The organism is Microcoleus sp. N3A4, assembly GCF_036701805.1.
Taxonomy (GTDB): Bacteria; Cyanobacteriota; Cyanobacteriia; order Cyanobacteriales; family Microcoleaceae; genus Microcoleus.
The window spans coordinates 21,246-48,094 of sequence record NZ_JAUBRJ010000062.1; the positions used below are offsets into that span (position 1 = coordinate 21,246).

Below are 26,849 nucleotides of genomic sequence, written 5' to 3' on the forward strand. Positions count from 1 at the left end.
TTTTTTAGCGAATCGGCGGTCTACAACGCATCTTTTCCTAAAAAAAACCGGTTTCTAAACAATCGTGCGTAAGTCTTATTTTGGCTAAATTACTACCAATTTTAGTCGTTCACAAACACATAATTTCCGTGACTGTATTTGGCAGTTTATCGCAATAAAAAAATGCAATTAACTGGTATTTTTCTAGAGAAAACAATATTATTTAAGTATTCTCTAGTCAATTTTATGAGGTTATTTGCGGGCATTGGTTGATTGCAAATTGACTCTCTTGGGTAAAAGATGTGACGTTAAATAAATTAGGATAATTGTATTCATGGTGGTGGCAACGCACCTGCGGTTATTGGGCAACGATCGGACAATCAAGTGACAATTGCTAAAAATAATTGCTAAAAAGAGCGCAATATGAGAAAATAGAAAAAAATATAGAAATTCGGGAGTTATGATTCTTGGTAACTATAAAATGTCGGGGCATTACATTCTCAAATATCCAAGCCGTGATTTTTGACAAAGACGGCACTCTAGAGGATTCTCAGGAGTTTTTGAGACTGTTGGGGATTAAGCGATCGCGCCTCGCAGACGCTCAAATTCCCGGCGTTGGAGAGCCGTTACAAATGGCTTTCGGTATCGAAGGCGGCAGCATCGACCCCGCAGGCTTGCTTGCAGTGGGCAGCCGCAGGGAAAATGAGATTGTTGCAGCGGGATACATCGCCGAAACCGGCAGGGGATGGTTGGAATCTTTAACTATTGCACGCCGCGCTTTTGACGAAGCAGACCAAATGTTTAAAAATAGTGCTGTTTCTCCTTTATTTGTCGGCAGTTTGGAAGTGCTGAAATATCTTTCGGAAGCGGGTTTGAAGCTGGGAATTCTTTCGGCGGCTACGACTGCTGCGGTGCAGAAGTTTGTGAAACACCACGCATTAGCCGACTACATTCAGTTAGAAATGGGAGTTGATTCAACGGATCTTAATAAACCCGATCCGAAATTGTTTTTGCAAGCTTGCGAGAAACTCGGAGTTGAGCCCGCAGCAACTTTGATGGTGGGAGATTCAGGGGGCGATATTCAGATGGGTAAAAATGCGGGGGCGGCGGGCTGTATCGGGATTTGTTGGGGGAATGCGGAGGTTCGCCATTTGGAAAAAGCTGATGTGGCGATCGCATCTTTGGATGAAATTACAATTTTAGCAGATTGAGCAAACATCACATCAATTCCGGTTGTACCGTCAGGTGATTGTTGACTGTTGACTGTTGACTGTTGACTGTTGAAGGAGGGGTCAAAAAACTGAATGGTTGAGTGTTAAGCTGTTGACTCGATTTGATTGTTCCGATGCAACCGGAAACGATATGAGATGTTGCAGCATTGTCAATAATCCTTTTATGAACAGGCAAGATGCCTGTTCCACAAGAGATGAATTTTCTTGTGGAACAGGCATCTTGCCTGTTAAGCGAGAATGGTGCAATATCTCAGTTCCTACAGACAACGCAAGCCCAGAATTATCACATCTCTTTCAATCCCGTCAAGTTCGGCAACTTGCGGCAGATATCCCCACCGCTGAAAGCCAAATTTCTCAAACAATCTTAAACTCGGCTGATTGTGAGCAAAAATTATTCCCATAAGAGTTTTAATTTTCAATTCTGGACTCCGCCCAATTGCCGATTGCAATAATTTTTGTCCGATTCCGCAGCGCTGGCGATCGGGTGCGACGTAGATGCTAACTTCTGCTGTATGCTGATAGGCGGCGCGCCCGTAGAAAAGCTGAAAACTCAGCCAGCCAACGATATTTTGTTCTGATTCGATTACCCAAATCGGCAAGGAATTGGGGGAGTGTATTCTGTACCACTGAAGGCGGCTTTCGACTGAGACTGGTTTTAAATCTGCTGTGGCCATTCTACCCGGTATTGCTGCGTTGTATATTTGGACAATAGCTGGCAAATCGCTTTCTACTGCGTCGCGGATTTTCATCGTTTGGTTGACTGTTAACTGTTGACTGTTAACTGTTGACTGTTAACTGTTGACTGTTGACTGTTGACTGTTGACTAATGACTGTTGACTGTTAACTGTTAACTGTTGACTAATGACTAATGACTAATGACTAATAACTAATAACTAATGACTATTGTACAGTTCCATAATATCGCTGACAGCCATTCTTGAATTTGCTCCCAAAGTCAGCGGCGATGTGTGTCCTCGCTGCAAGTGTTCTGCCGCCGCACAGCCGATCATTGCTGCGTTGTCTGTGCAATATTTTAATGGGGGAAACAATACTCGCAAATTGTGTTTAGCTGCTGCCGTTTGTAAGTGTTTTCGCAGTCCGCTGTTTGCTGCAACTCCGCCACCGACTACAATAGTGGTAAGCCCGAAATTTATGGCGCAGTCGATCGATCTTTTTGTTAAACCCTTGGCTACTGTTTCTTGAAAGCTGGCCGCAATATCATTAATTGTAGAGGCAGGCAAGAAGCCTTCCTCACTCACATTGTTATTTTGTTTTTTGAGTTTCTGCACTAATTGCAAAACTGCTGTTTTCAACCCGCTAAAGCTGCTGTCGTAGGGATGGTAGCCGCCACCTGGCAGCGAAATTCTGCCTTCTGGCAGGGGATATGCTTGGGGATTGCCAAGGGCCGCCAATTTGTCAATCAGCGGCCCGCCGGGATATCCTAGCTGCAACAGTCTCGCCACTTTATCAAAAGCTTCGCCGGCCGCGTCGTCGCGCGTTTGTCCTACAGTTTCGTAAACGCCGCAATCTTTGACGTAAATTAAGCTAGTATGTCCCCCGGAAACTAACAGGCACAAAAACGGCGGCTGCAAGTCGGGTTCGGTAAGGTAAGAAGCGTAGATGTGTCCTTCGAGGTGGTGGACGCCTAAAAAAGGTTTTTGGCGGACTATTGCCAAACTTTTCGCCGCTGTCAGCCCGACTAACAAGGCACCTACTAAACCGGGGGCACAAGTCGCTGCAATGCCGTCAATTTCTGACCAACTGAGGTTGGCTTCACAAAGACACTGGGCAATGACCTGATTTAGCATTTCTAGGTGACTCCGCGAAGCGACTTCGGGCACTACCCCGCCATACTGCTCGTGGATTTTAATTTGCGATGCTACAACATTGCTGCAAACTTGACGATTCTTAACAATCGCTGCTGCTGTTTCGTCACAACTTGTTTCGATTGCGAAAATGGTTGCCATTAACTGGTAATTTTATTTGATAGGTTAGCTATTGCTAGCTTAACTAATTCGGCGCAAGTCCCCCGCTATACCTGTACTCAGGTTATTGTTGAGGGATATTTGCCCGATTCGGACAGGTAAGGTCCTCATCTGATGCAATGAAGGAATATCCTCGCGGTATTGCTAGCTCAGCATTGACCTATGAAAACGCGAATCGCTGATTTTATTGGGCTTTGTCGCATCAATGATGGATACTTGAGACTGTCAACAAACACGGTAATCTGGATTCCAGATCGGCAAGTTGAAATGCTTGTAAAAAAACTTATTGTTTTGTAACAAAAGGAAACAATTTCATGCGACGATTGTTTGCTGCACTTTTAGTGTTGAGTCTGTGGATCAGTTTTGCTCCAGTTGCTTCGGCTTACAATTTAGTGCCGTGCAAGGACTCTCCCGAATTCAAGGAACTGGCTAAAAATGCGCGTTCTACGAATGGCGACCCGGCATCTGCGAAAGCAAGATTCGAGCGCTATTCTCAAGCTATGTGCGGCCCGGAAGGATACCCGCACTTAATCGTAGACGGCAACTTGAGTAAAGCAGGGGACTTTTTGATTCCCAGCGTGCTGTTCTTGTATATTGCTGGTTGGATTGGTTGGGTCGGCCGCGCTTATCTGCAAGCAATCAAAAAATCAGCAAGTCCAGAGGAAAAAGAGATTATTATCGACGTTCCTTTGGCAGTCACATTTATGCTGAGCGGCTTTTTGTGGCCTCTGGCAGCTCTCAAAGAACTCACCACTGGTGAAATGTTTGCGAAGGACGACGAAATTACTGTTTCGCCGCGCTAGCAATTGGGGATTTTAGATTTTAGATTTTAGTTGGTTTACAAATTCCAAGTCTAAAATCCTTAATCTAAAATCGGTTCGTATAATTTAAGTTGTCTCGACTTTTGAGGAGCAGTATTCATGCAATACTTTCTGAAGTATCTTTCGACCGCACCAGTATTGACAGCAGTTTGGATGGTGGTAACGGCGGGAATTTTGATTGAATTCAACCGTTTTTTCCCAGACTTGCTTTTCCATCCGATGCCCTAAAAAATCAGTGGATTTAGGTTGCAAAACCTAGGGTTAAAAAGTTGAGAGTTTTGAAGTTTGAGCGGTGATTTATCAAGTTATTTCAAAGCTCAAATATCAAAACTCTCAAATCGCAGGCTTCTAATGACTAATGACTAATGACTAATGACTAATATTGTGAATCGATGAAGTCTTATCTCGCCGCAGCAATTCAAATGACTAGCTTGCCTGACCTGCAAAAAAATTTGGTTCAGGCAGAGGAATTAATAGACCTGGCAGTGCGTCGGGGTGCGGAGTTAGTTTGCTTACCAGAAAATTTCTCGTTTATCGGAGAAGAGGAGGAAAAGATTGCTTCTTCAGAGGCGATCGGACTCCAAAGCGAAAAATTTCTCAAAACGATGGCCCAGCGGTTCCAGGTAACGATTCTCGGCGGCGGATTTCCGGTGCCGACGGAGGGGGGGAAAGTATACAATACTTGTTTGCTGGTAGACCCAAGCGGTACTGAAGTAGCAAGGTACAAAAAAGTACATTTGTTCGATGTGAATGTGCCAGACGGCATTACTTACAGGGAATCGAACACTGTGAAAGCTGGTGAAGATTTGCCGCCGGTTTATGTGTCGCCGGAGTTGGGGACGCTGGGACTTTCGGTGTGCTATGACGTGCGGTTCCCGGAAGTGTACAGGCATTTGTCGTACAAGGGGGCTGATGTTTTGTTCGTGCCGGCGGCGTTTACGGCTTACACTGGCAAGGATCACTGGAAGGTTTTGCTGCAAGCTAGGGCGATCGAGAATACTTGTTATACGATCGCACCGGCACAGACTGGCCGCCACTACGGCCGCCGTCAAACTCACGGTCACGCGATGATTGTAGACCCTTGGGGTGTGGTTTTGGCGGATGCTGGAGAGGAACCGGGAGTGGCGATCGCAGAAATTAATCCCGATCGACTAGAACAAGTCCGCCGCCAGATGCCGTCGCTGGAACACCGGGTTTTTCTGTGAAGGAATTTTGAGACCAATTGGTCTCAAAATTTCAGTCCCCGTCAATCGATTTTAGATTTTAGATTTTAGATTTTAGAGGTTGCAGGGCGATCGCGAACAATGCGAAAGCAATTTTAGAATTGAAGAATCGACCCCATACCTGCTCGTACAACATCAATATAGCAACCGCTACATCGGTCTTGACATAAATAACGTCATGAATAGATCCCGCGATCCCTTGCTTCATCAACGGTTTGAGTCGGATACTAGAGCCTTTCTCAGTAACATCAGGTGTTCTGGGATATAGGGCACCGCGGGCGTACCTCACAAAGCGATCGAACTGCTATATGTAACTGTCAACTGTCAACTGTCAACTGTCAACTGTCAACTGTCAACTGCTATATATTGTTTAATACAGGTTCAATGGACGTGCACTTCTGCTCAAAGGCGAATTGGCGAAAGTAGAATTGCACGAAATGCGTCTTTTTGGAGAAATGAAACACACTCTTTCGGTTTTAGTTGAAGATGAAGCGGGTGTCCTCACTCGAATTGCTGGTTTGTTTGCCCGTCGGGGTTTTAATATTGAAAGTCTGGCCGTTGGCCCGGCAGAGCAAGTGGGAGTATCTCGGATTACGATGGTTGTACCCGGAGATGACCAGATTATCGAGCAGTTGACCAAGCAACTGTACAAGTTGATTAACGTGCTAAAAGTTCAGGATATAACGGAAATTCCCTGTGTGGAACGGGAGTTGATGTTGCTGAAAGTTAATGCTGCTAGCGGGACGCGATCGGAGGTAATTGAGTTAGCTCAAATTTTCCGAGCGCGAGTGGTAGATATTGGTGATGATACGCTGACATTGGAAGTTGTCGGAGATCCGGGTAAAATGGTGGCGATCGTCCAGGTTCTGAATAGATTTGGGATTAAGGAAATTGCTCGGACTGGGAAAATTGCCCTGACGCGGGAGTCGGGGGTCAATACTGAGTTTCTCAAGTCTTTGGAAGCGAAAGTTTGAGTCAGTTGACGGTTGACTGTTGACGGTTGACTGTTGACTGTTGACGGTTGACTGTTGGCTGTTGACTGTTGACTGCTGACTGTTGACTGTTAATGGTTTGCCATCAACTATTTTAAAGGAGCTCAGATGGAAAGCTTCCAACAGCTACAAGTTTATCAATTAGCTGAAAAAATATCAAACGAAATATGGTTTATTGTTAAAAAATGGGACGAGTTTACGAAGGATACGATGGGCAAACAAATAGTGCGATCGGCTGATAGTGTTGGTGCTAATATTGCAGAAGGACATGGACGCTATAGCTGCCAAGATAATCAGCGTTTTGTGAAAATTGCCCGAGGTTCATTAAACGAAACAAGACACTGGTTAAGACTTGACGGAGCTCGAAATCTTTTAACTCAAGAACAGAGCGATCGCCTGCATCCCTTATTAAATGAACTTTCACCAAAACTTAATGCTTATCTTAACTCACTAAAACAAAAACCCAAAAGTTAACAGTCAACAGTCAACAGTCAACAGTCAACAGTTAACAGTCAACAGTCAACAGTAAAATTACCATTCAGGTTGACTTGCTATCAAAAGTGTGGCTGCGATGCTGTCTACCGGCTTTGAGAAAAAGTATCCTTGTCCGTATTCGCATTGCAGTGCTCTGAGTAAATTAAGCTGTTCGATGGTTTCGATTCCTTCAGCAATTACATCCATGCCTAAATGACTGGCTAAAATTAAAATTGTCTGTACGATGGCTTCGTTGCCTTCATCTTCAGTCATGCGGCTGACAAAAGCTCGATCGATTTTTAAAGCGTCAGTTGGAAAAGTGTGCAGGCGGCTCAAAGAAGAATAGCCAGTGCCGAAATCGTCAATATATAATTGAATTTCTAATTTTTTCAATTCCGCGAGGATAGCGACTGCTGATTCGGCATTCTCCATGATGACGCCTTCAGTAATTTCTAACTTGAAAGTGCGGGGGTCAAGCTGAGTTTCTTGTAAAATTTCGCGAATGCGATCGATTAAATCCGGTTGTTTAAATTGTTGATTAGAAAGGTTGACGCTGACAGTCAACGGCGGATTGGCTGGGAATTTTTGGTGCCACTGGTGGATCTGACGGCAAGCCGATCGCATCATCCACCAACCAATAGGTATAATCAATCTAGTTTCTTCTGCTACTAAAATAAACTCGCCGGGAGATACGACACCCCGCACCGGGTGATACCACCGCAGCAGCGCTTCAAAACCCCTGATTGTACCGCTAGTTAAAGAGACAATGGGCTGATAGTAAAGCTGAAATTCTTGGGAGTCTAAAGCGCGCCGCAGGTCGTTTTCCAGTTGCAAAAGGGCGACGGCGCGAGTGTGCATACTTAGGTCAAAAACTTCGTGGCGAGCTTTGCCCAATCCCTTAGCATGATACATGGCAGCATCTGCATCTCGGAGCAGTTCTTCTGGTCGATCGTACAATATTGGGAACTGGAAATTGGGAACAGGAGAGTCGGAAGATAAGGAAGACAAAGAAGTTTCCCGATCGATATTTCCCAGATTTCCGGGACTCGACAGTTTGCTGGTTTCCCTTGGATACGGAGGAAAACCAGAACAAACAATCCCAATGCTAGCACTGGTAAAAACTTGATACTCCTTAAGGTAAAAAGGCTGTGCCAGTTCCGCTTGCACTCGTTCGGCAATCTGGATCGCATCCTCGCTGCTTTTGATATTTTCCAGCAAAATAGCGAATTCGTCGCCGCCGAGACGGGCAACGGTATCTCCAGCGCGCAAACAGATTCCCAGGCGCTGCGCGATCGCGATCAGCAACCCATCGCCCACTAAATGCCCCAAACTGTCGTTAACAACCTTAAAGCGGTCGAGATCGATAAACAGCACCGCAAACAAAATCTCGGGACGGCGTTTTGAAAGCTCGATCGCGTGTCCCAAGCGATCCATAAATAAAGCTCGGTTGGGCAAACCGGTTAGCATATCGTGCAAAGCATCGTGTACTAACTTCTCTTCTGCTATTTTGCGGAGAGTAATATCTTCGACAGTGCCTTCGTAGTAAAGCAAATTGCCGCCAGCGCCGCGAACTGCCCGGCCGTTCTCGGAAACCCAGATAGTGGTGCCGTCAACGCGGTAAACTTGGGACTCGAACTCTGACACAAAACCGTGTTTTTCGATCGCGCGCAAAAACTCGACGCGGCGGTTGGGATCGAGGTAGAGTTGGCGGTCGATGTCGTGGATGTTTGCGATCAGTTCGGCTGGAGACTCGTAGCCGTAAATTCTCGCCAAAGCAGGGTTAGCGCTGAGGTAGCGCCCGTTGGGCGTGATCTGGAAAATTCCTTCGATCGCGTTTTCAAAAATGCTGCGGTATTTCTCTTCGGCCTGTTGCAGCGCGAATTCTGCCTGCTTGCGATCGCTGATATCGGTCAGCGTGCCGAGATAGCCCAGAACTTCCCCGCTTTTGGCAATTTCCGGGACTGCTTGCCAAAATACCCAGGTTGTGAGGTCGCCGTTGCAAAAGCGGTACTCTAACTTACAAGACAACTTCTCTTTGACAGCGCGATACCACAGTCTCAAAACGCGATCGCGGTCTTCGGGATGCAAACTTTGCGTCCAACCTTCGCCTAGTGCCTGTGGCGCCGTCAGCCCCGCCATCTCCAAAAATCGCTGGTTGACGTACAAACAATCTCCACCAGCGTCGGCGCGGAAAATCCCGACCGGCAGGATTTTTGCCAAGGTGTAATAGCGATATTCGCTTTCTAGCAGCGCGCTGGCAGCTACTTTAGTCTCCGTGATATCAAACATTGCGCCTTGAAGGATGACAGACTTGCTTGCTTCATCGCGAACTGCGATCGCTCGATCGCGGAACCAGACGACTCGGCCGTTGCGGGCGATCGCGCGGTATTCTGAAACCAGCGGCCCGTCGCAAAATATCTCTTCTCCACAGGTGAATTTCTGTGTGGCGTTTTCAACTAACACGCGGTCGCGGTCTTCTGGGTGAACGAGTTTCAGCCACAGGTCGGGGTCTGCCCGCCATTCAGCTACAGAATAACCAAGAAAAGTCTCGATTTGCGGGCTGATGTAAAGTTTGGCAGCGCTGCGGTTGAGGGGAGAAATGTAGGTGACAGCCGGCATTTGTTCTACAAGGGCGCAGTATTTCGCTTCTACAGTGGAAAGTGCTGCTTCTAGGCGCTGCCGCTCTAATTCGGCGGCTGCCCGTCCGGCAAAAATGCTGAGAATTAGTCGGAAGTTGGCAAGATGTGCTTCCGGCAGGGGTCGATCGTGGAAAATACAAATAATGCCTAAAGGTTCGCCGTAAGAGTTTTTGAGCAAGACTCCCAGGAAACTCCGCGCACCTGTAATTATCGGTCTGCGGTCTTCTGGAAAGGTTTCCCGGAGGCAGTCGGAACAGGAGTACATTCCCCGCTCGAGCACCATCGCTTCGGGAGTATTGGCGGTGTCGCATTCAAAGTTTGGCTGCCACAGTCCGTTGCTCCAAAAACTGATAACTTGCAATCTATCGGGAGCAGCATCGGCCGGTTCGATCGACTTAATCGATTTGGCAGCGACGGCGCTGCGAACTCCGAGTGCTGAGGCTAAGTGGCGAACTAAGGCATCAAAGAATTCCGATCCCCCCGGCGAATCAGTACCTGCTAGGATGTCGCCCAGCAAATCTTCATCTAATTGCGGGGAAGCGGTGATTTTGGGAGGATTGCCGGCATTCGGGCGATCGAGATTTTCCCCCATCGAACCCGAAATGCTCAGACTTAGGGTTTTGCTGGTTCCAGACCCGACAACAGGCGAAGAATTCACAGTTGGGCGCTGTTGCTCGGTCAAGAATACAGCGTCGCCAATACCTAAAACTTTACCCAAGAAGCTGTCAGTTGCTGCCAACTGATTTGACTTAGGGAAAATCCAAAAGTTTTTCCGCTTTTTCAATCTCCCAGATAAATCGTCGGAGTTTAATTCTGCCAACTCCCGTGATTCTTCGGCTGACGGCAGACTGGAGGGCCTTCGCTGCCACTTGAGATAAATCGCGGACGCCAAGGCTAAAGTCGCCGATAATCCCAGAAGGTATGCAAGAATCTCAAAGTAAAAAAATAAATCTAGATTGAACATCGATTAGCACCGCTCGACAATTGTTGTAGTTATATGAAGCCAATCTATTTAAAAATAACTAAGTATCGTCACGGATGGGTAACGAATACAAGGTAGGATCGCAGTGAAGGCGACAAGTGAGTGAACACCCCTAATGAAAGCGATCGTTTTTGAAACGCCCGGAAGCCCGTCCGTATTGAAACTGCAAGATATCCCAGCCCCTACTATACAAACAGAAACTGAAGTTTTGGTACGGTTGCGGGCGGCGGGGATCAATCCAATAGATACTAAGTTGCGGGCGCGCGGCACTTTTTACCCGGAGAAAACTCCTCACGTTTTGGGGTGCGACGGTGCGGGAGTTGTAGAGGCTGTCGGTGCTGGTGTGCAAAGTTTCCAAGTGGGAGACGAGGTTTTTTTCTGCAACGGCGGTTTGGGCGGCTCGATCGGTACTTATGCTGAGTTTGCCGTTGTAGACCAACGCTTTCTCGCCCTCAAGCCTGCTGCTTTAAGTTTTGCTGAGGCTGCGGCTGCACCGTTGGTTTTAATTACAGCATGGGAGTCGCTGTACGATCGAGGGCGCTTACAAGCCGGCCAGGTGTTATCAAAGAAGGTGCTGATTCAAGCCGGTGCCGGCGGTGTCGGCCACGTCGCGGTACAGTTGGCGAAGTTGCATGGTGCTGAGGTTTGCACGACTGTGAGTTCTGAAGCAAAAGCCGAATTTGTAAGGCAGTTGGGTGCAGATTTAGTAATTTTATACAAAAATACCGATGTTGTCGATGAGATTTTGACTTGGACTCAAGGACAAGGAGTTGACTTGGCTTTTGATACAGTCGGGGGAGAAACTTTTTACCAAACTATTCCGGCTGTGAAAATTTATGGAGATTTGGTAACAATTTTGGAACCAGATCCAACTTTGGGCAATTTGAAAACAGCGAGAATGCGAAATCTGCGAATTAGTTTGGAATTAATGTTAACACCGATGCTGGAAGGTTTGGTGGAGGAACAGGAACACCAAGCTCATATTTTGCAGCAGTGTGCTCGTTTGTGCGATCGCAACTTGCTCAAAATTCACGTCAGCCAAACTTTCCCCCTCGAAGCAGCTCAAGCCGCTCACGAACTATTAGAAACAGGCTCAGTAACGGGTAAAATAGTGCTTGAAATTGCGGGCGGTTAAAATTGCGGGCGATTGAAATTGCGGGCGATTGAATCGCCCGCAATTCGTCAAGTCGTATACTCCGCATTAATCTTCACGTAGTCGTAACTCAAATCGCATCCCCAAGCTTTCGCAGAACCGCTGCCATTCCCGACGCTAACCTGAATTAAAACCGTGTCTTCCTTCAAATATTCCCCTTCCGCAGCCGCTTTCATATAATTACTCGCAGCAGCCCGATCGAACTCTTTAGGTTGGCCGTTTTCCATCATCAAAAAATCTCCCAATTGAATCCGCAAATTCTCTTGCTCGAAAGGTACGCCAGCGCGCCCCGCCGCCGCCGCAATTCTGCCCCAATTCGGATCGCGTCCGAAAATAGCAGCTTTCACCAAAGAAGAACCGACAATTGTTTTGGCAATTTTACTCGCAGAAACTTCATCCAGCGCGCCGCTAACTTGCACTTCCACCAAACAAGTTGCACCTTCGCCGTCGCGGGCGATCGCCTTTGCTAAATGCACGCAAACTTCTGTCAGCATCGCTTCTAATTTTTCAGCATCCGCCCCCATTTCTGTAATTGCGGGCGTGCGGGATTGACCGTTCGCCAAAGCAATTAGCGAATCGTTGGTACTGGTATCTCCGTCAACAGTAATTTGATTGAAACTTCTATCAGCCGCCCTACTCAGCATTTCTTGCCACAAATGCGACGACACTGCTGCATCGCAAGTTACAAATGCCAGCATTGTTGCCATATTTGGATGAATCATTCCCGAACCTTTGCAAATGCCGCCGATACGCACCGGTCGATCGCCAAACACGGTTTCCAGGGCGATCGTTTTCGGCACTAAATCAGTCGTACAAATAGCCTTAGCCGCCGCATCGGAACCAGTTTCCGATGCCTCAGCAACTAATCGCGGAATTCCCGCCCTCAGCGGCTCCATTTTAATCCGCTGTCCGATGACGCCAGTGGAGGCTAAAAGAATCGATTCTGGAGGAATATTCAGCGCTTCTCCCAACAATTTGGCACTTTCGAGGGCATCTGCCAAACCTTGTTCGCCCGTAGCAGCATTAGCTTGTCCCGCATTGCACAATATTGCTTTGGCGCTGGGTTTAGTTTGCAAAAGCTGGCGGCAGTAGTCCACGCAAGCTGCCCGGACAGTGGATGTGGTGAAGACTCCTGCGGCGATCGCGTCTACCTCTGACAAAATTAAACTTAAATCCGGCAAGCCTGAAGGCTTCAAACCCGCTGTAATTCCCGAGGCTCTATACCCTCTGGGTGCTGTAACTCCGCCGCCAATTTCTTTCCAGTCCGACATGATGACCTCCCTAGTAGCCTTCAATCTGCTGAAAGGGGATTATATCATTTTAGATTTTAGATTTTAGATTTTAGATTGCGAACAACTAATTTTCTAAGGGTTTGCTCGTTTTCTGGTTCCCCGGCGTGGAAATGCAGTTCAGGGAGGCTGTGACTCACTTTTTGTCTTTAACCAACCCCATAAAACTAATCGCGGCTTCCAATCTAGAGTTAGAACTCAAGAAGAAGTCGCGACGGTTTTGTAACTGACATGATTAATTTTTAGCTGGCAAACAACAAACTCGATTCAACTATCTCGCCGTTGAAAAAAGGAGTTATTTGCGATCGATACTCGCTGGAGAACCAGCATCTAAACCAACTTCAGCAGCCACACGGCTCAGCATGGATTCCTGACGGTTTTTGACGACGTGTTGGTGGCGCATCATCAGGCTGCGGGCTTGTTCTTGAGTAGACATAACTGGTTTCTCCAAATATAGGTAATAACTTTGCAGGAAATTGGGGAAATTGAGCTTGCTCTAGCTCATGGTGGCGTTGCTGCGATCGTAACTGGCTTGAAGGCTGGGCTGCGCTTTGCCTTGAATGTGACCCCAGTAGTGGGTATCTTCCATCCCGACTTCGGTGGCGGTGCGATTGAGCATGGATTGCTGCCGATTCTTCACCAAGTGGTGGTGGCGCATCATCAGAGAGCGAGCTTGATTTTCGGTAGACATATGCGGTTCCTTCCTATACTTTGATTAATGTTGGGCTGGTTTTTTCTTCTCTTCTATCACTATAACAGAGAATTCTGTATCTAAAGCTACCAAATCAAAAATGTCACAAAATTTTACAATTGGACGAGAAGATCGAGGGTGCAGGGAGTGCGATCGAGCTTTGGCTAGTTGATTCAGGCCCAAGCTCAGCAGCAGTTGGCAAAAATTGACAATATTTGCCATTTTTCAATTACAGATGTAAAACTTTACAAACTATGACAACACTCAAAATTTCGCGGCCCGAATCGATGGGGGACTCGGCGAACAAATTGCCAAAGGTGGCTACAGTACCGCTAGCGAATACATCCGACACTTGATTCGCCAACAACCACAACGAGTGGCAACAACACAACTTGAGACATTACTATTAGAAAGTTTAGATAGCGGTGAACCGATTGATACAGCAGATTTCACGTTTATGAAGGACACCCGCTGAGCGCTCAATCCTCGTAGGGACACGGCAGTGCCGTGTCCCTACTGCTGTTAATAAACCTGGGATACGCTGTAAGCTGTTCTGCATTTAAATTGTCTATCAAAAAACAATCCAACTCTTGTGGGGTGGGCGTCCCGCCCGCCCTGAATATGCAATTTAACTGCGCGACAGCTTATAGCAATCCTAAATGATTTGCTTGCATTATACGCGAGCTTTCTGGCTCGCACTGCAAGGATTCTGGTCTCGCTCGATTTTGCGGCTGATGCGAGGATTGCTATATTAGCGATGAGTGGTGGAAAAAAACGCACTGAACTTGTAGAAAAAGTCAGCAAACAAAAGACATTCCCAGACGAATTTTAATTAGACTAAGAGCTAATATTGACATTGACGAACAGTTTGCTTGTATCGCTAAAAATAATTTTAATGCGGCGTTGAGATTCTTGAGACGAGGCAAGGCAAACTTTCTCACAATTAGCACTAAGGTATGGTATTAGTAGCCTCGATCGTGTTGACAATTCGTGTTTGGTTTTTTTGCGGAAGTTGGCAGTCAAGGAATTTGACAAGCATCTAATTTTTTATGTATAGCGGTTCTCAGAAAGATGAGGTACGTTGTTGGGCTTCAGCCCTCAAGCGTCTGGCTGGTTATGTAAGCTGTCAGTCATACCTCATCTTTTTGAGAAAGGCTATATAAAGGGATGAATGTATTGAGATTGTCCGACTACTCCATGCTGCCCGCGATTTTCCTGGGATTTTAGGAGAGGAAGAATAGTTTTTAGAATTATCAATAAATTGACGGGCGATTCCCTACATGATAGCTGCGATCGCACGAAGTTTTGACTTTCATTGCCTGAAATACCCCACCCCAGCCCTCCCCTTGACAAAGAGAGGGAGCAAGATTGCTAGTTTATTTTTGTAAGCTGCCGGCCGAATTTGCTTGTAAGTTTACAGGCTGTGTGCTACAAAGGCGATCGCAAATTAGTTACACTTAATTAAATGCAAAACCTCTCCCCCAACCCTTGTTTTACTCCGAAAGGGGAGAAAGACTAGGAAATATTAGGTGAATTTCATGCTTGGAATAACACTCGGTACTCGCTACAGCATTATCCGTCACTTGGGAGGCGGCGGATTTGCTCAAACTTATTTAGCTGAAGATAAGCAGCTACCAGGCAATCACCTCTGCGTCGTCAAGCAGCTTAAACCTCAAGCAACCGATCCGGAAACTCTACAGGTAGCAAGACGTTTATTTGATACTGAAGCACAAGTTTTGTACAAGTTGGGAAATCACGATCGCATTCCCCGACTTTTTGCTTACTTTGAAGAAAATCAAGAGTTTTATCTCGTTCAAGAATTTATAGAAGGCCACGATTTAAGTCAAGAAATTATACCCCCCCAAACCCCCCCTTACCAAGGGGGGGCAGGGGGGGGTTCTCCGGGTACAGCAGGAGTCATGCAGGAAGATGCAGTCATTTGTATATTGCAGGAACTTCTCGAAATTTTAGATTTCGTACACCAGCAAAATGTGATTCACCGCGATGTCAATCCCCGCAATATCCTCCGCAGAGATCGAGATGGCAAGTTAGTTTTAATTGACTTCGGTGCAGTCAAAGAAATTACTACTCAAATCACCAATCCTCAGCCCAAAAATAGCTTGAGCGTGAGCATCGGTACACCCGGTTATATGCCCAGCGAACAAGCTCACGGCAACCCGAAACTCAGCAGCGATATCTATGCCGCAGGTGCGATCGCAATTCAATTCCTTACCGGCATAAATCCTCACCAAATGCCAAAAAATCCCGATACAGAGGAAATTATTTGGCAGGAAAAAACATCAGTCAGTCCTGAATTTGCGAAGATTTTAGATAAGATGGTGAGGTACGATTTTCGGCAGCGTTATTCTAGTGCCGGCGAAACGCTGCAAGCTATTAAAGAATTAAAAAATTCTTTCAGCGGTACAATTCCTGTATTGCCTCCGGTTGCTGCTGCGAATAAGCCAGTCAAATCCCGGAAAAAAATGTATTTTAAAATATTGTCGATCGCCAGTTTTATTGGCATCACTATTCTCGCATCAATTTATGGTGTAAATACTTTTAATTCTGCCAATGCAACTGACCTGCACAACCGAGGCAATACTCTTTACAATTTAAGCCGATTTGAAGAAGCTCTGGCAGCTTACGATCGAGCAATAATTCTCAGGCCTGACTACGCGGAAGTTTGGCAGGAAAAAGCCAAAACTTTGTACGAATTGAAAAAATACCAAGAATCGCAGTCATCTTACGATCGAGCAATAGAATTAAAGCCAGAATATTTGGAAGCTTGGACGGGACGCGGTTATGCTTTGGATAAGTTGCAACAGTCTCAAGAGGCGATCGCATCTTTTGATAACGCTTTGAAAATTCAGCCCGACTATCCCGCAGCTTGGCAAGGAAGAGGCGATGCTCTGTTAGATTTGCAGCGGTACGAAGAAGCGATCGCCTCCTACGAAAAAGCCGTACAATTTCAGCCAAATTTGTACCAAGCATGGTACAATCAGGGGCAAGCTTACCAAAAATTAAAACAGTACGATCGAGCTGTAGAATCCTATCAAAAAGCAGTTGAAATCAAATTCGATAATTCGGAAGCTTGGTACAATTTAGGCAATATTTTCCTAGAATCAAACAAAAACCAAGAAGCTGTTGAAGCCTACGAAAAAGCCGTGCGGTTCCAGCCGAATTTTTATCAATCGTGGTACAGTAAAGGCATCGCTTTGCTGAAAATGCGCCGACACGAAGAAGCCGTAGAAGCTTACGAAAAAGCTGTTAAATTAAAACCGGATTATTATCAAGCATGGTACAATTTAGGCTGGTCGTACCACGAATTAGGCAAATACGAACAAGCCATTGAATGTTACAATAGAGCCTTAGATTTAAACCCGAAAGAAGATCGAGCGTGGTACAATAGAGGCAATGCTCAGTACAATTTGAAACGGTACGAAGATGCGATCGCCTCTTACAACGAAGCCGTTTATGTTAAGCCAGATTACTCGGAAGCCTGGTACAGCCGCGGCAATGCACTTGTGGCGGTAAAAAGATACGAAGATGCGATCGCCTCCTATGACAAAGCAATTCGCTACAAACCGGATTACGGAGCGGCAATGGAAGCAAAAAAGCGGGCCGAAAGTCAGCTAGGAAGCAGCCCGCTAGAGCGCAAACAACTATAATTGTTATTAGTCCGCTTGGAGTGGACTTTGTTTGACAAGAAGCAATTTGAATTGCCAAGTTTTATCTTTTAGCGAACAGCAGGAGCAATTAAAGTAACGCGGCGGCTGTCTACTAACATCGGCCAAAAACCTCGATCGCTCAATGTTTTTACCGCAGCAGTAGCGGCGTTTTGATCCGTTGTATAAGCGACGAATAAAAAAGGACGCTGCCCGTAGGAAGCTAAGCCTACTTGCGTGCCTAATGCTTGCCTGACTTGGGCGGCTAATTCCGGTTGGTTGAAGTAATCTACTAACACTGCATAACCAGGGCCCAGGGGTCGGGGATTAAAGCCGAGATTGCCGCTTGGAGGATTGGTGATTGGTTCAGAATCGGGTGCTGGCTGAGGGTTGTAGACTGGCAAATTTTGGGGTAGTGCCGCTGCGGGCGATCGTACTACGTAAGCTTGCAATCCGACAACATCTTCGATGTATTTAACCCAATCGCTGGCGATTTGCGAGCTACGAAAGCCGCCCACTCGCGTCACCGTGTCGTTGATATACCGACAAACTGTGTTGTCAGTATTTCCGGGGAAAGAGCGTTTTGCTCTTTCTTGCTGTTCGGGTGTTTTGGTGACAATTAACAGTAAATATTCGTCGGACTGGGGCGGTTCGCAGCTCGACTGAGCTTTAACAGAACTCGATAAAATTGTCAAGGCAAAAAGAGCGATCGAAGTAGCAGAAAATAGGGGTACAGACAAAATAAATTTGTACAATTTACTTCTAATTTCTGTTAATTGTATTGTCGGTTTTGCAAGTTTCTTCATGCTGTCTGTAGGGAGGCGAGGGCATCTGGAATCGTTTCTGACGGTGCTTTAAATTCACCTGTCAGTACATATTCTAATCGCAGTTTCAACCAAGTGATGAAGACAGGATCTGTGGAAATAATGGCGGCGGCTGGCTGAGGGCATTTTGCTTTAGCTTCGGCCATTGCCGGTGCTTCTAAAAATGCTGGCTGTTTGACTAACCAGAAGTCTATTTGTTTTTCTTGTTCGTTGTAGTTGCGAGTTCTTTCTTTAAACACTTCATCTAGGGCTTCTTCTTCTAGCAAAAAGCGTTGGCTGGCTAAAACGTAGTAGTAGATTTGCATTTTTGTCAGTTGTTAGAGATTGACGGTTAGCGGTTAATGCCACCTGTACCGGGCTGTTTTGCTGGTCAAGGGCGGGTTTGCCGAGTTGCGGGCGTTCGAGAGTTCTAGACTCTTGTGCCGTTTACTTTACCTTATTTGTTGTCATCTTGGGTAGATACAGAGCAAGTCGCCTCAGAAAAATCATTAGTGGCGAGAGTTGGGGGAGTTGTGAGAGTTGGGAGAGTTGCCAGTTTTTTGGAGATTTGGGCGATTATTTTTCGGTCTGGTGATTTTATGGAAAATTTAGGTGACAATAGGAAATTAGATGGAATTGCACGTCGAATAATTACCAATTATTGAGGCAATCTGGGGGCGGTTCAACCGGATTGGGAGTGATTTGCATCTGAAAAGTTCTAATAGTTCGATCGCGATTGGTATTGCTTGGTGTCTGGCTTAGGGCGCAGAAGTGTGGGATATCATCACAAAAATTTACATTTAGGGAGTAATCCTGTAACTGTGTTAAATATCTAAAATATTTACATAAATTTTTAGTTGTATTGGGTAATCTTGGCGGTATTTTACTTTTAAATATCTTAATTTATTTAGTAGTTTATCTCCCAATAATTGACGTATTTATACCACAATACGCTTGGGTTAATGTTTTTTTGTCCGAAGAGAGCTTTGGGCTCAGCATAAGCCCGAAGGGCCCGCACGCGCCTTCGGAGTATCTATTTTTCACAGGGTTTTGTCTCCATGAGTGTCCGATCCCAAGCGTATTGGGTGATCAATAAGCAAGCTAACAACTTCTCTCTCATGGCATCGAAACTCCTGAATCCATAGCTTTGACGCAGAATTATAGCGGTTCTCAAGTAAGTGAGGTACGTAGTTGGGCTTTAGCCCTCTTAATTGTGCTTATGTAGTTAAGTGAGGTAAGCACCGCCATCAACTTCCATTACCAATTAATACTCATACCTCATCTACCTGAGAAAGGCTATAATTTGATTCTTGTATTGATAAGCTGTCGCGCATTTAAATTGCATATTCGACGCGGGCGGGACACCCCACTCATTGTTTGATTGTTTTTTGACAGACAATTTAAATGCCGCAACAGCTTAACCTGCCCAAAAATCGATAAATCTTTCACTAAAATTGGGCGAGTATGATGAACTATATCTGTATAAGCTGTGGAGCATTTAAACCATTAACGAGCTAGGTAAGGTGCGTCAGCTAGAACACTTACTATACATGGGAAACGCTTCTCTACTGACGCACCCTACTATCCTCCTTTAAATGCCGAACAGCTTATAGCAATCCTCGCATCAGTCGCAAAATCGAGCGAGACCAGAATCCTTGCAGTGCGAGCCAGAAAGCTCGCGTATAATGCAAGCAAATCATTTAGGATTGCTATAGTTAAGAATTTCAACCCCATCTTTTTTTAGCTTATACCAATTCTCGCCTCCAGAAAGCAACAATCATGAGTGTGGGTTTGTTTACGCTCACCTGAGCTCCGGGTGCGTCGCTCAAAGATTGTGGATATTCTTTAAGATTTACGGGTGGCGACGCACCCTACAAATACTGTTGCATGAGTTTTGAGAATTAGTATTAAGTCAGGTAAATCCGCCACAGATGGGTCTTTTGACTCTTGTTGTCACCCCCTGAAGCGTTCATCTTCTGTTGTGATAGTAACCGTTGAAAATTCCAAGCGGACTAAAGCCAGGAACTCTAACCGTATGGTGCGCCACAAGTACCTTACCGCTATATTTAGGGGAGCGAACCTATTTGTTAACAAATGGTGCTATCGCTGTTTCCGAAGGTGCAAGATTAACGATGACCGAAGGCACAAGTCAGCCGGATTTGAAGGTAGAATTTTCAGAAAACCAGATTATTTAGGGTCGATCGACTTAACAAATTGTTGCACAGGCTGCGGTAGAGCCGGCACAAAAGTCTTTCTAAAACCCTTAACATCGAACACTCGCCACAAAATACCCACCGCTACCGTCAAGAAAAATAACGCTCCCAAAAAATTGAACGCAGTAGACAGAAAACCGCTGTCCCTTTTTGGCGGAGGTGTAATATGTTTCATGCGATATACAGCCGGCTCGTAATCTCTCGGCTCCTCGCGACTGCGCCGCGGCGGCGTTTTGGGGCGCGAAGTCGCACTGCGACTCTCCGTCAAACCCGTTTTATTAGTTTTAGTAAAACTGCTGGGCGACTTCAATTCAGAAGTGCTGCGCGTCCCCGCGAACTTGCTAGCAGAAGTCCCCGTTTTGCCAACAGCAGTATCCTGAATTCTGCTGTTAGAGCGCTGAGTCGATTTGCGCTCGGCAAGGGTACGCATCAAACTTTGCAATTGCTGAGTCGCCGCCGCCGGACGTTCCCCTTTCCTCGCCCAATTTAACAGCATCGCCCCGGTAATCCCGCAGAGATTCGTAGCGCCTACAGAAGCCAGCCGCTTCAGCAGAGGCTGGCTGTTGGAGACAAACATCACCAATGCGTCCGGGTGTTCCTGAGCCAAACCGTAAACGCACTGAGCCGTCGCCACCACAAGCATTGCTTGCTTGCTTTGATTTTTGATCGAAGGTTCGAGAGCGCGGTGCGTCTCTTGAGCGTCTGTTGCAATCCAGCCACTGTCGCCAAAAAAGCGCATAAACTCCTTAGCGACTTGCTCGATCGCCGGTTCTACCGCTTGGTCAGTTAGACGATCTATTTCGTCGTATACTACTTCCGGGATATAGCAAGTTCCCACCTTGGCATATTCTTGCCACACTTGGGTTCTGCCAGCCATTAAAACATCTGCATCAAAAGTTACCAATACAGGAGGAAGTTGATTAGCCATGACTTTATCCTATATGCTCAGATAAGTTATTTTTACTTGATCTATCAAGTTTAAACAAAGTTTGGGTTGTAAAAAAATCAACTTTTGGTAATAGATAAATTGCCCAGGCCGGGGAGCTTAATTGAAAATTAGTAGTTAGGAACGCGATCGCCCGAAATTCCCCAGTTCGATCGCTCAATTCCTCTATTCCACTAATTTACTGCAACCCAAGAGCCTATTACCAAAGACGCCCCGCTACTGTTAGTTTCCGATTCCCAGACGGCCAGCCATTGCCGGAGTCAACGGCAACAGCACAGCAATCATCAAGAACAAAGCTAGCAAACCCAAAGCCGCGCGAGCGTCGTCAGGCTCAGTTAGCTCGTTGAGGCTCGGCCGCTCCAGATTCCGCTGTAAAATCAGAATCACGATCGCCCAATATAGAGCCAAAGGATTAACTAAAGAAGCGATCGCCAGCACCACAAACGTCGCCAAAGTCGCGCGACTTGCTATTTTCCGGCCGTAGATGGCTTGCACGATTCTACCCCCGTCCAACTGTCCCGCCGGCATCAAATTAATCGCCGTTATTACCAAGCCCAACCAACCCATAACTACCAGCGGGTGAACGTCAACAATCTGCTGCTGCAAAGCCGAACCCAAAACCACTTTTGCCAAAGTTCCCACCAAAACCGAGCCCTTGAAAAATTCCGTGGGAATTTGAAACAAACTGCCGGGGTGAGACAGCAGCAAACCCGTTACCAGCATTAGTAGAGAAACTATTCCCCCAGCGGCTGACCCGGCAAAAGCAATGTCAAACAAAATTTTACGGTTGGGCAACAGCGACTCAAAACGGTCGATCGCTCCAAAACAACCTATCTGCAAAGTTGGTATAAAAAATGGCCAACTCAAGCCAACATTATACCGATTTGCCAGCACTCGGCGAGCAATTTCGCCAGAGCCTAAAACCGCCCAAATTCCGGCTGCAATTGGCAGAACTTCTAGATATCTAGTCGGCGAGTTAAAGAAATCGAAACCTAGCAGCAAACCGCCTGTCTCTAAGCTAGTAGCAATTGTTGCCAGCAGCAGCACGACAGCTAAGATTTTTTGAGATACGGTAGTTGGCTGCGGGTCGTTGGTGCTGGGCAAGATAATAACTACTGGCTTGTCGTCCTGATTTTCTACTAAAAATAGGCGGTAGCGATCGTTTAATCTTTCTTGCAAACTTGCCGTCAAACCCGAGTGTACTTGTTCTGGATCTCCCCGGAGATTGCCTTTCAAGATTACCCCATCTTGATAGGGAATCGTTTCTGTGGCAAAGAAAGTATCAATGCCAAAGATGCCTTTAATTGCCTTGAGGTCTTCAACTGGAATGGGAATTATTTCTAATTCATTAGTTGCAGGCGACGGTGTGACGATCTTAATGGTTTCTTTAGGTGGTGTCGGCTGCGAGTCAGGGGCACAGAAACCATCGCTTTGGGACTTTACCTCAGCAGCATCCGGGCGCGATCGCAGCAGTGCATCGGATGCAGCCTTACGCAATTGCCGGCCCAGATAAATGTACAATCCCGTGGATGCCACCAGCAGCAACAATACCGCAACTAGATTGAGGTAAATTCCGGCGGCGAACAAACCAAAGAACAGCAGCCAGGGACTCATCAGCGCAACTGACTGCAACCAAGCCAAAATTCCCAGTTTGCCAAAAGGTCTGGCGCGATAAAATCCCCAACCCAGAATTCCCAGAGCAACCAATACGAGCGCAATTGTTGCCGTATTCTCCGATGCAACTATAGGCATTCCGGTTGCTTGTGCGAATAGGGGCTTTAATAGGTCGATCGCGCCGCGGTCGAGCAATAGCATTAAATTTTGGGGAATATGAAATAGAGTTGCTGGGAACATATCCAAACCTATCGGAAACTAGCCTGATTACTAAGGATAACCCCTGAAGGCTACTCGGCCCACAACCGACGGCTGCTGTTATTTTAACTTCAGGGCGATCGGCTATTGACATAATACACCTTTTATGATGTTAGCTCGGCTGTGGTAAACAGATGCTCAAAAAAATAGTAGTGTCAGTAGGGGGAAGCGGGAAGATTAGCCCGGTTTGGCTTTGGGCTTTTTCACGGATTTGAGTGTTTTTCGGATTCGGTCATCATAAACAAATCCGAAACAAATGCACAACAAATAAGGTTTGAGCCGCTCTCTCCTTTGTGGGAAAGAACGGCTCAAAGCATTGATGTTATTGGGTTTTATTAACGGGTACGGCAGGACTTGAACCTGCGACTCGCTGCTTAGAAGGCAGTAGCGTCAAATTATTGTATCACCCTGTGCGTAAGCTTCTTAGTTTTTTGTCATGCAAAATGCGAAACAAATGCGAAACAAATGCGAAACAAATGCGAAACAATTTGGTACTGTAGGTGTGCAGAGTTAATGACCTAACCATGCAAGTAAACAAATCTCAGCGTCGGAAAAAAGGGACTGTAGGGGTGATGGTAAGCCGAGGTCTGCTACGCCTTCATTTACCTCGCGAGCTTTACGAGGGTAGAAATAAGTTTGTGTGCATGGGTCTACCGGATACTTTGGAAAACCGGGCGATCGCAGAATGCAAGGCTAAGCAGATTGAGCTCGACATCCTTAGAGGAATGTTTGACCCAAATGATTTAAGCAAATACAAGCCTGTCCAACCCCACAAACACAGCAGTAATTTGGTACAGGCTAAATTTGGGGCAACAAGTCTGACGCTACAAGAGTTGTGGGACAAGTATTTAAACTACAAGCAGGACACGCTCAAGCCCAAGTCTTTGCACTACTTGCAGACTACGTTGGGGCGACACATAGTTAAGTGTCCTTCGGATATTCTGCAAGCGCTAGAAGTTCGCGAAGTTCTTTTAGGGGCAACAACGGGGGATATGACTAAGCGCATTCTCACCCACTTAAATGCTGCTGTTAATTGGGGTATCAAGCACAGGTTAATTGTTTTGCCTGTTAGTCCCTACAAAGATATGGCCAATGATTTGCCTAAGTACAACTGGCAAAACGACCCCGCCCCTAATGGTTTTGTCACTGAAGAAAAGTTGCTGGTGCTACAAGCTTTTGAGTCTCACAAAAATAAGCCCGGACACTGCTACAACACATACTACTCATTAGTAAGATTTTGGTTTTTAACGGGTTGCCGTCCTAGCGAAGCTATTGGCTTGACTTGGGGGAATGTCTCGCCAGACTGTTCTTACGTTTTGTTCAACAGCAGCATTCAGTTCATTGAGGGCAAAGCTGTTGAGAGCAAGGGTAGTAAAAATAACAAACACCGAAAATTCCCTTGTAATAATGAGTTGAAAGAGTTTTTAGTGTCAATTAAGCTCAAACAGTTTGATTCTAAAGAATTGGTTTTTTCTTCTCCAACTGGGGAGGCAATCAACTACAGCAATTTTTCTCAAAGAGCTTGGCACAAGATAGTTGTACCTATCACTGACAAGACGCGGGAACCTGGTTATAAACCTACTACTCCATATTCTTGTCGCGATACTTTTATTAGCGAACAATTGGCGCAAGGTATCCCATCTGCGGTAATTGCTCGCTGGTGTGATACGTCGGAAAGTATTATTAATTCCCACTATTTAGACAACAAAATATTGGAGCATTTACGCCCGCTTTGATGTTGTTAGGATGTTGATTCTAGGGGCAACATTTGGGACACAAAACTTTACAGCTAGCTATTGACACGGTGGCTGTAAACCTGCACTCTAAAGGTAAGGAAGATTGATGCGCGACTGACAAGCACTTGCAATGCTGGTCAAGTCACGACTTCCCCGACGATGACCTACCACCGACGGAGCATAAATAATTATGACAGCCCCAGCCGATTGTCTTTACAGACGATCGCAACTCTTCACGATTGAGTTTGCGAGGTTTTGTAATGACTGAACTATCAATTTTCGATTTTGAGGGTCAAGAAATCCGAGTTTGTGGCTCTGCTGAACAGCCTGAGTGGGTAGCCGCTGATGTGGGCGCTGTTTTAGGGATTGGTACAAGTTCTTTGTATGAACGCCTAAGCAAAATGCCTGAAAGTTGGAAAGGGACTTTCCGGTTGAACCGGAATAACTTTTCGGAAACTGGGAAGGGTGAGCATTCAATGATCACCCCTGGTGGCCCTCAACAAGTTCTCACCGTAACTGAGCCAGGTTTGTACGAGCTCATTTTCCGATCGGACAAACCCGCAGCCCAACGCTTTCGAGTTTGGATGTTTGAGGAAGTGTTACCCAGCATCCGCCGGACAGGGAGCTATTCTCGTTCCACCTCTGAACAGGTTTTTGACCCCCAAGTATCTCAACTAATAGAACTTGCACAGACCCAAGTTGAGGTCATCAACGAACAGCAGAAAATGCTGGCAGCAGCACTAGCTAGTCTCGGTAAGACCAAGGCAAAGGACAAGAAGCAACCCAAGTGGACACCGCGCAGCACCAGTCATTTGATGGAATTTGTTCGTGAAGTTGGCTTGGAACCTCAGCCCGATAACCGGATTGACCTTCTTGACCTCTGGCAGCAATTGCAAGAGTGGTACGTCAAAACTGGGGTATTGAAGGTTGAGATTGTCAAGGGCAAAGAGAAGTTGACTTGGCGGGATTTGGCAAACAAACGGGACTGTCCTGTAAAAGCCATTAACCAGGTTTATCGGCGGTTTTGTGATATTTTCCCCAAGCTTCGGAGACAGCGTTACACCGAGCGCGGCGCAACAGAGCGACATGGCTGCACCTATTTGACGGGAATCGGCTACACGCAACAAGTTTCTGAGGAAAACACATTATGAAATCCTCAGAGAACTTTTCGGCGCGATACCCTAATGGACGATCGCAACACTTTACATTTCCCCGGCGCGAACTTTTACAGAAAGTTGTGTCGGTCGCTCTGCTATTTGCGATCAAACCAGCCACTGAGCCAGCTAAACCAGTGGCTGAGTCAGTCGAAAAAGATTACCCATATCCTGCCCCAGCTTTCAGTATTGGGGACAAAATCCGCAGTCCGTGGCTAGATGAAGACTTGGACGACGAAGATGCCGAAGGTGAAGAAGTTGAGGACGAACTTGGCGAAGTAATGGGAGTCTGCTGGCATCCACGTCGCCACTGCTGGGAATATCTCGTCAACTGGACTGGGGGCAGTGCTTCTGAGATTTGTTACCCCTGCTTTGATGAAAATATGATATCGGGCAATGATTTGAGGCTTGTCACCGATGTCTAAGCCTCCCGCTTCTTGCCGCCGTATTGACCACCTAAAAACAGTCGCTTACGCTTGCAGGTTCTGCGACGATGACGCTCGGAAGTTCGGGAAGCTCACAAAAACTTCCACGTGGGAAGCGTTATTAAACCTGCACGGACTAGAGTTTGAGCCGAAGTCTGAAATACTCCCTAGCACCGTAGCGCCCGCTAACAACATTCAACAAAACTCATCCTGCAACCTTTTGGAATGGGTTGATTTTGGGCAAGCCGTCGCTCTGGCTCTTGCGTCGGTTGGCTTTGCCGTGCTGGTTTTGGGGTTGTTCCCCCGCATCAATCCCCTCAACTTACTCCCGGTAAAAATCACAATTCAGGTAGGTAAATAATGTCACTACAGCTTCGACTATTCGGCGGCGGTCAAGACGCTGCTGGAACCCACATTCCGCAGGTCTTTAAATAGAATTGATGGTTATAAATTTTAAAAATTCAACCCTGAAGTGGTTGCCCAGTAATCACTTCAGGGTTTTTTGAGTTACAATGAACGAATTAGGAGCCAAGAGGAAAAAACCATGAATGAGCATCAAGAAGCCATAAAAGTCC

At 46.3% G+C, this 26,849-nt stretch carries 25 protein-coding genes; 13 read left to right on the forward strand and 12 right to left on the reverse strand.

Going from position 1 to position 26,849, the window contains the following annotated elements; all coding sequences use genetic code 11:
- Nucleotides 1-446: 446 nt before the first annotated feature.
- A complete protein-coding gene (locus tag QUA56_RS27510; protein WP_333364398.1) occupies nucleotides 447-1,190 on the forward strand; it encodes an HAD family hydrolase in 744 nt (247 codons plus the stop codon).
- Between the two features lie 7 nt (nucleotides 1,191-1,197).
- On the opposite strand, the gene QUA56_RS27515 is transcribed toward QUA56_RS27510, so the two are convergent.
- The 3 genes from QUA56_RS27515 to tsaD all read right to left on the reverse strand — a co-directional run bounded on the left by QUA56_RS27515 (nucleotide 1,198) and on the right by tsaD (nucleotide 3,178).
- Entirely contained in the window at nucleotides 1,198-1,386 is a 189-nt protein-coding gene (locus QUA56_RS27515) for a hypothetical protein (RefSeq protein WP_333364401.1), read from the reverse strand.
- 82 nt (nucleotides 1,387-1,468) lie between these two features.
- Complete coding sequence (locus QUA56_RS27520) at nucleotides 1,469-1,960, reverse strand: N-acetyltransferase family protein (RefSeq protein ID WP_333364404.1); 492 nt, start codon at nucleotides 1,958-1,960, stop codon at nucleotides 1,469-1,471.
- Nucleotides 1,961-2,104: 144 nt separating this feature from the next.
- Entirely contained in the window at nucleotides 2,105-3,178 is a 1,074-nt protein-coding gene (gene tsaD / locus QUA56_RS27525; RefSeq protein WP_333364406.1) for a tRNA (adenosine(37)-N6)-threonylcarbamoyltransferase complex transferase subunit TsaD, read from the reverse strand.
- A gap of 332 nt (nucleotides 3,179-3,510) precedes the next feature.
- Between tsaD and QUA56_RS27530 the strand changes: the two genes are divergently transcribed.
- The 5 genes from QUA56_RS27530 (at nucleotide 3,511) to QUA56_RS27550 (ending at nucleotide 6,706) form a co-directional block, all read left to right on the forward strand.
- The gene (locus tag QUA56_RS27530; RefSeq protein WP_333364408.1) at nucleotides 3,511-3,999 is read left to right on the forward strand and encodes a Photosystem I reaction center subunit III; all 489 of its coding nucleotides are present in this window, start codon (nucleotides 3,511-3,513) and stop codon (nucleotides 3,997-3,999) included.
- A 117-nt stretch (nucleotides 4,000-4,116) separates the two neighbouring features.
- Nucleotides 4,117-4,245, forward strand: a complete 129-nt coding sequence (gene psaJ / locus QUA56_RS27535; RefSeq protein WP_333364411.1) for a photosystem I reaction center subunit IX — start codon at nucleotides 4,117-4,119, stop codon at nucleotides 4,243-4,245.
- A 164-nt stretch (nucleotides 4,246-4,409) separates the two neighbouring features.
- Entirely contained in the window at nucleotides 4,410-5,222 is an 813-nt protein-coding gene (locus QUA56_RS27540) for a carbon-nitrogen hydrolase family protein (protein WP_333364414.1), read from the forward strand.
- 473 nt (nucleotides 5,223-5,695) lie between these two features.
- Nucleotides 5,696-6,214, forward strand: coding sequence for an acetolactate synthase small subunit (ilvN, locus tag QUA56_RS27545; protein ID WP_333364463.1), 519 nt, complete (start codon nucleotides 5,696-5,698; stop codon nucleotides 6,212-6,214).
- Between the two features lie 126 nt (nucleotides 6,215-6,340).
- Nucleotides 6,341-6,706, forward strand: coding sequence for a four helix bundle protein (locus QUA56_RS27550; RefSeq protein ID WP_333364417.1), 366 nt, complete (start codon nucleotides 6,341-6,343; stop codon nucleotides 6,704-6,706).
- 57 nt (nucleotides 6,707-6,763) lie between these two features.
- Here QUA56_RS27550 and QUA56_RS27555 read toward each other — a convergent pair whose 3' ends face one another.
- Nucleotides 6,764-10,309 (reverse strand): EAL domain-containing protein, encoded by a 3,546-nt coding sequence (locus QUA56_RS27555; RefSeq protein ID WP_333364419.1) that lies wholly within the window; start codon nucleotides 10,307-10,309, stop codon nucleotides 6,764-6,766.
- Nucleotides 10,310-10,442: 133 nt separating this feature from the next.
- Here QUA56_RS27555 and QUA56_RS27560 point away from each other — a divergent pair, with 133 nt between their 5' ends.
- Nucleotides 10,443-11,462: a zinc-dependent alcohol dehydrogenase family protein gene (locus QUA56_RS27560; protein ID WP_333364422.1), complete on the forward strand. Its 1,020-nt coding sequence runs from the start codon at nucleotides 10,443-10,445 to the stop codon at nucleotides 11,460-11,462.
- A 47-nt stretch (nucleotides 11,463-11,509) separates the two neighbouring features.
- Here the strand turns inward: QUA56_RS27560 and argJ are convergent, their stop codons facing one another.
- The 4 genes from argJ to QUA56_RS27580 all read right to left on the reverse strand — a co-directional run bounded on the left by argJ (nucleotide 11,510) and on the right by QUA56_RS27580 (nucleotide 13,682).
- Nucleotides 11,510-12,751 (reverse strand): bifunctional ornithine acetyltransferase/N-acetylglutamate synthase, encoded by a 1,242-nt coding sequence (argJ, locus tag QUA56_RS27565; protein WP_333364425.1) that lies wholly within the window; start codon nucleotides 12,749-12,751, stop codon nucleotides 11,510-11,512.
- A 313-nt stretch (nucleotides 12,752-13,064) separates the two neighbouring features.
- Nucleotides 13,065-13,205 carry a hypothetical protein gene (locus QUA56_RS27570; protein ID WP_194009217.1) on the reverse strand — a complete coding sequence of 47 codons (141 nt, stop codon included), beginning with the start codon at nucleotides 13,203-13,205 and terminating at the stop codon, nucleotides 13,065-13,067.
- Nucleotides 13,206-13,265: 60 nt separating this feature from the next.
- Nucleotides 13,266-13,460: a hypothetical protein gene (locus tag QUA56_RS27575; protein WP_333364429.1), complete on the reverse strand. Its 195-nt coding sequence runs from the start codon at nucleotides 13,458-13,460 to the stop codon at nucleotides 13,266-13,268.
- A 24-nt stretch (nucleotides 13,461-13,484) separates the two neighbouring features.
- Nucleotides 13,485-13,682, reverse strand: coding sequence for a hypothetical protein (locus QUA56_RS27580; protein ID WP_333364432.1), 198 nt, complete (start codon nucleotides 13,680-13,682; stop codon nucleotides 13,485-13,487).
- 1,316 nt (nucleotides 13,683-14,998) lie between these two features.
- On the opposite strand from QUA56_RS27580, the gene QUA56_RS27585 reads away from it, so the two are divergent.
- Nucleotides 14,999-17,128 (forward strand): tetratricopeptide repeat protein, encoded by a 2,130-nt coding sequence (locus QUA56_RS27585; RefSeq protein ID WP_333364435.1) that lies wholly within the window; start codon nucleotides 14,999-15,001, stop codon nucleotides 17,126-17,128.
- Nucleotides 17,129-17,196: 68 nt separating this feature from the next.
- Here the strand turns inward: QUA56_RS27585 and QUA56_RS27590 are convergent, their stop codons facing one another.
- Both QUA56_RS27590 and QUA56_RS27595 read right to left on the reverse strand, forming a co-directional pair.
- Nucleotides 17,197-17,931: a hypothetical protein gene (locus QUA56_RS27590; protein WP_333364437.1), complete on the reverse strand. Its 735-nt coding sequence runs from the start codon at nucleotides 17,929-17,931 to the stop codon at nucleotides 17,197-17,199.
- On the reverse strand, nucleotides 17,928-18,254 hold the full coding sequence (locus QUA56_RS27595; protein ID WP_333364440.1) for an MgPME-cyclase complex family protein: 327 nt from the start codon (nucleotides 18,252-18,254) through the stop codon (nucleotides 17,928-17,930). Before QUA56_RS27595 ends, QUA56_RS27590 begins: the two co-directional genes overlap by 4 nt.
- A 114-nt stretch (nucleotides 18,255-18,368) precedes the next feature.
- Between QUA56_RS27595 and QUA56_RS27600 the strand changes: the two genes are divergently transcribed.
- Entirely contained in the window at nucleotides 18,369-18,593 is a 225-nt protein-coding gene (locus QUA56_RS27600; protein WP_333364442.1) for a hypothetical protein, read from the forward strand.
- A gap of 1,522 nt (nucleotides 18,594-20,115) precedes the next feature.
- Here the strand turns inward: QUA56_RS27600 and QUA56_RS27605 are convergent.
- Both QUA56_RS27605 and QUA56_RS27610 read right to left on the reverse strand, forming a co-directional pair.
- Nucleotides 20,116-21,069, reverse strand: coding sequence for a PIN domain-containing protein (locus QUA56_RS27605; protein ID WP_333364445.1), 954 nt, complete (start codon nucleotides 21,067-21,069; stop codon nucleotides 20,116-20,118).
- A 240-nt stretch (nucleotides 21,070-21,309) separates the two neighbouring features.
- The gene (locus QUA56_RS27610) at nucleotides 21,310-22,941 is read right to left on the reverse strand and encodes a site-2 protease family protein (protein ID WP_333364448.1); all 1,632 of its coding nucleotides are present in this window, start codon (nucleotides 22,939-22,941) and stop codon (nucleotides 21,310-21,312) included.
- 542 nt (nucleotides 22,942-23,483) lie between these two features.
- On the opposite strand from QUA56_RS27610, the gene QUA56_RS27615 reads away from it, so the two are divergent.
- The 4 genes from QUA56_RS27615 to QUA56_RS27630 all read left to right on the forward strand — a co-directional run bounded on the left by QUA56_RS27615 (nucleotide 23,484) and on the right by QUA56_RS27630 (nucleotide 26,635).
- Nucleotides 23,484-24,695 (forward strand): tyrosine-type recombinase/integrase, encoded by a 1,212-nt coding sequence (locus QUA56_RS27615; protein WP_333364451.1) that lies wholly within the window; start codon nucleotides 23,484-23,486, stop codon nucleotides 24,693-24,695.
- Nucleotides 24,696-24,955: 260 nt separating this feature from the next.
- Nucleotides 24,956-25,846: a BRO family protein gene (locus QUA56_RS27620; RefSeq protein ID WP_333364454.1), complete on the forward strand. Its 891-nt coding sequence runs from the start codon at nucleotides 24,956-24,958 to the stop codon at nucleotides 25,844-25,846.
- A complete protein-coding gene (locus QUA56_RS27625) occupies nucleotides 25,843-26,274 on the forward strand; it encodes a hypothetical protein (protein WP_333364456.1) in 432 nt (143 codons plus the stop codon). Before QUA56_RS27620 ends, QUA56_RS27625 begins: the two co-directional genes overlap by 4 nt.
- Entirely contained in the window at nucleotides 26,267-26,635 is a 369-nt protein-coding gene (locus QUA56_RS27630) for a hypothetical protein (protein WP_333364460.1), read from the forward strand. Before QUA56_RS27625 ends, QUA56_RS27630 begins: the two co-directional genes overlap by 8 nt.
- The last annotated feature ends 214 nt before the right edge of the window (nucleotides 26,636-26,849 follow it).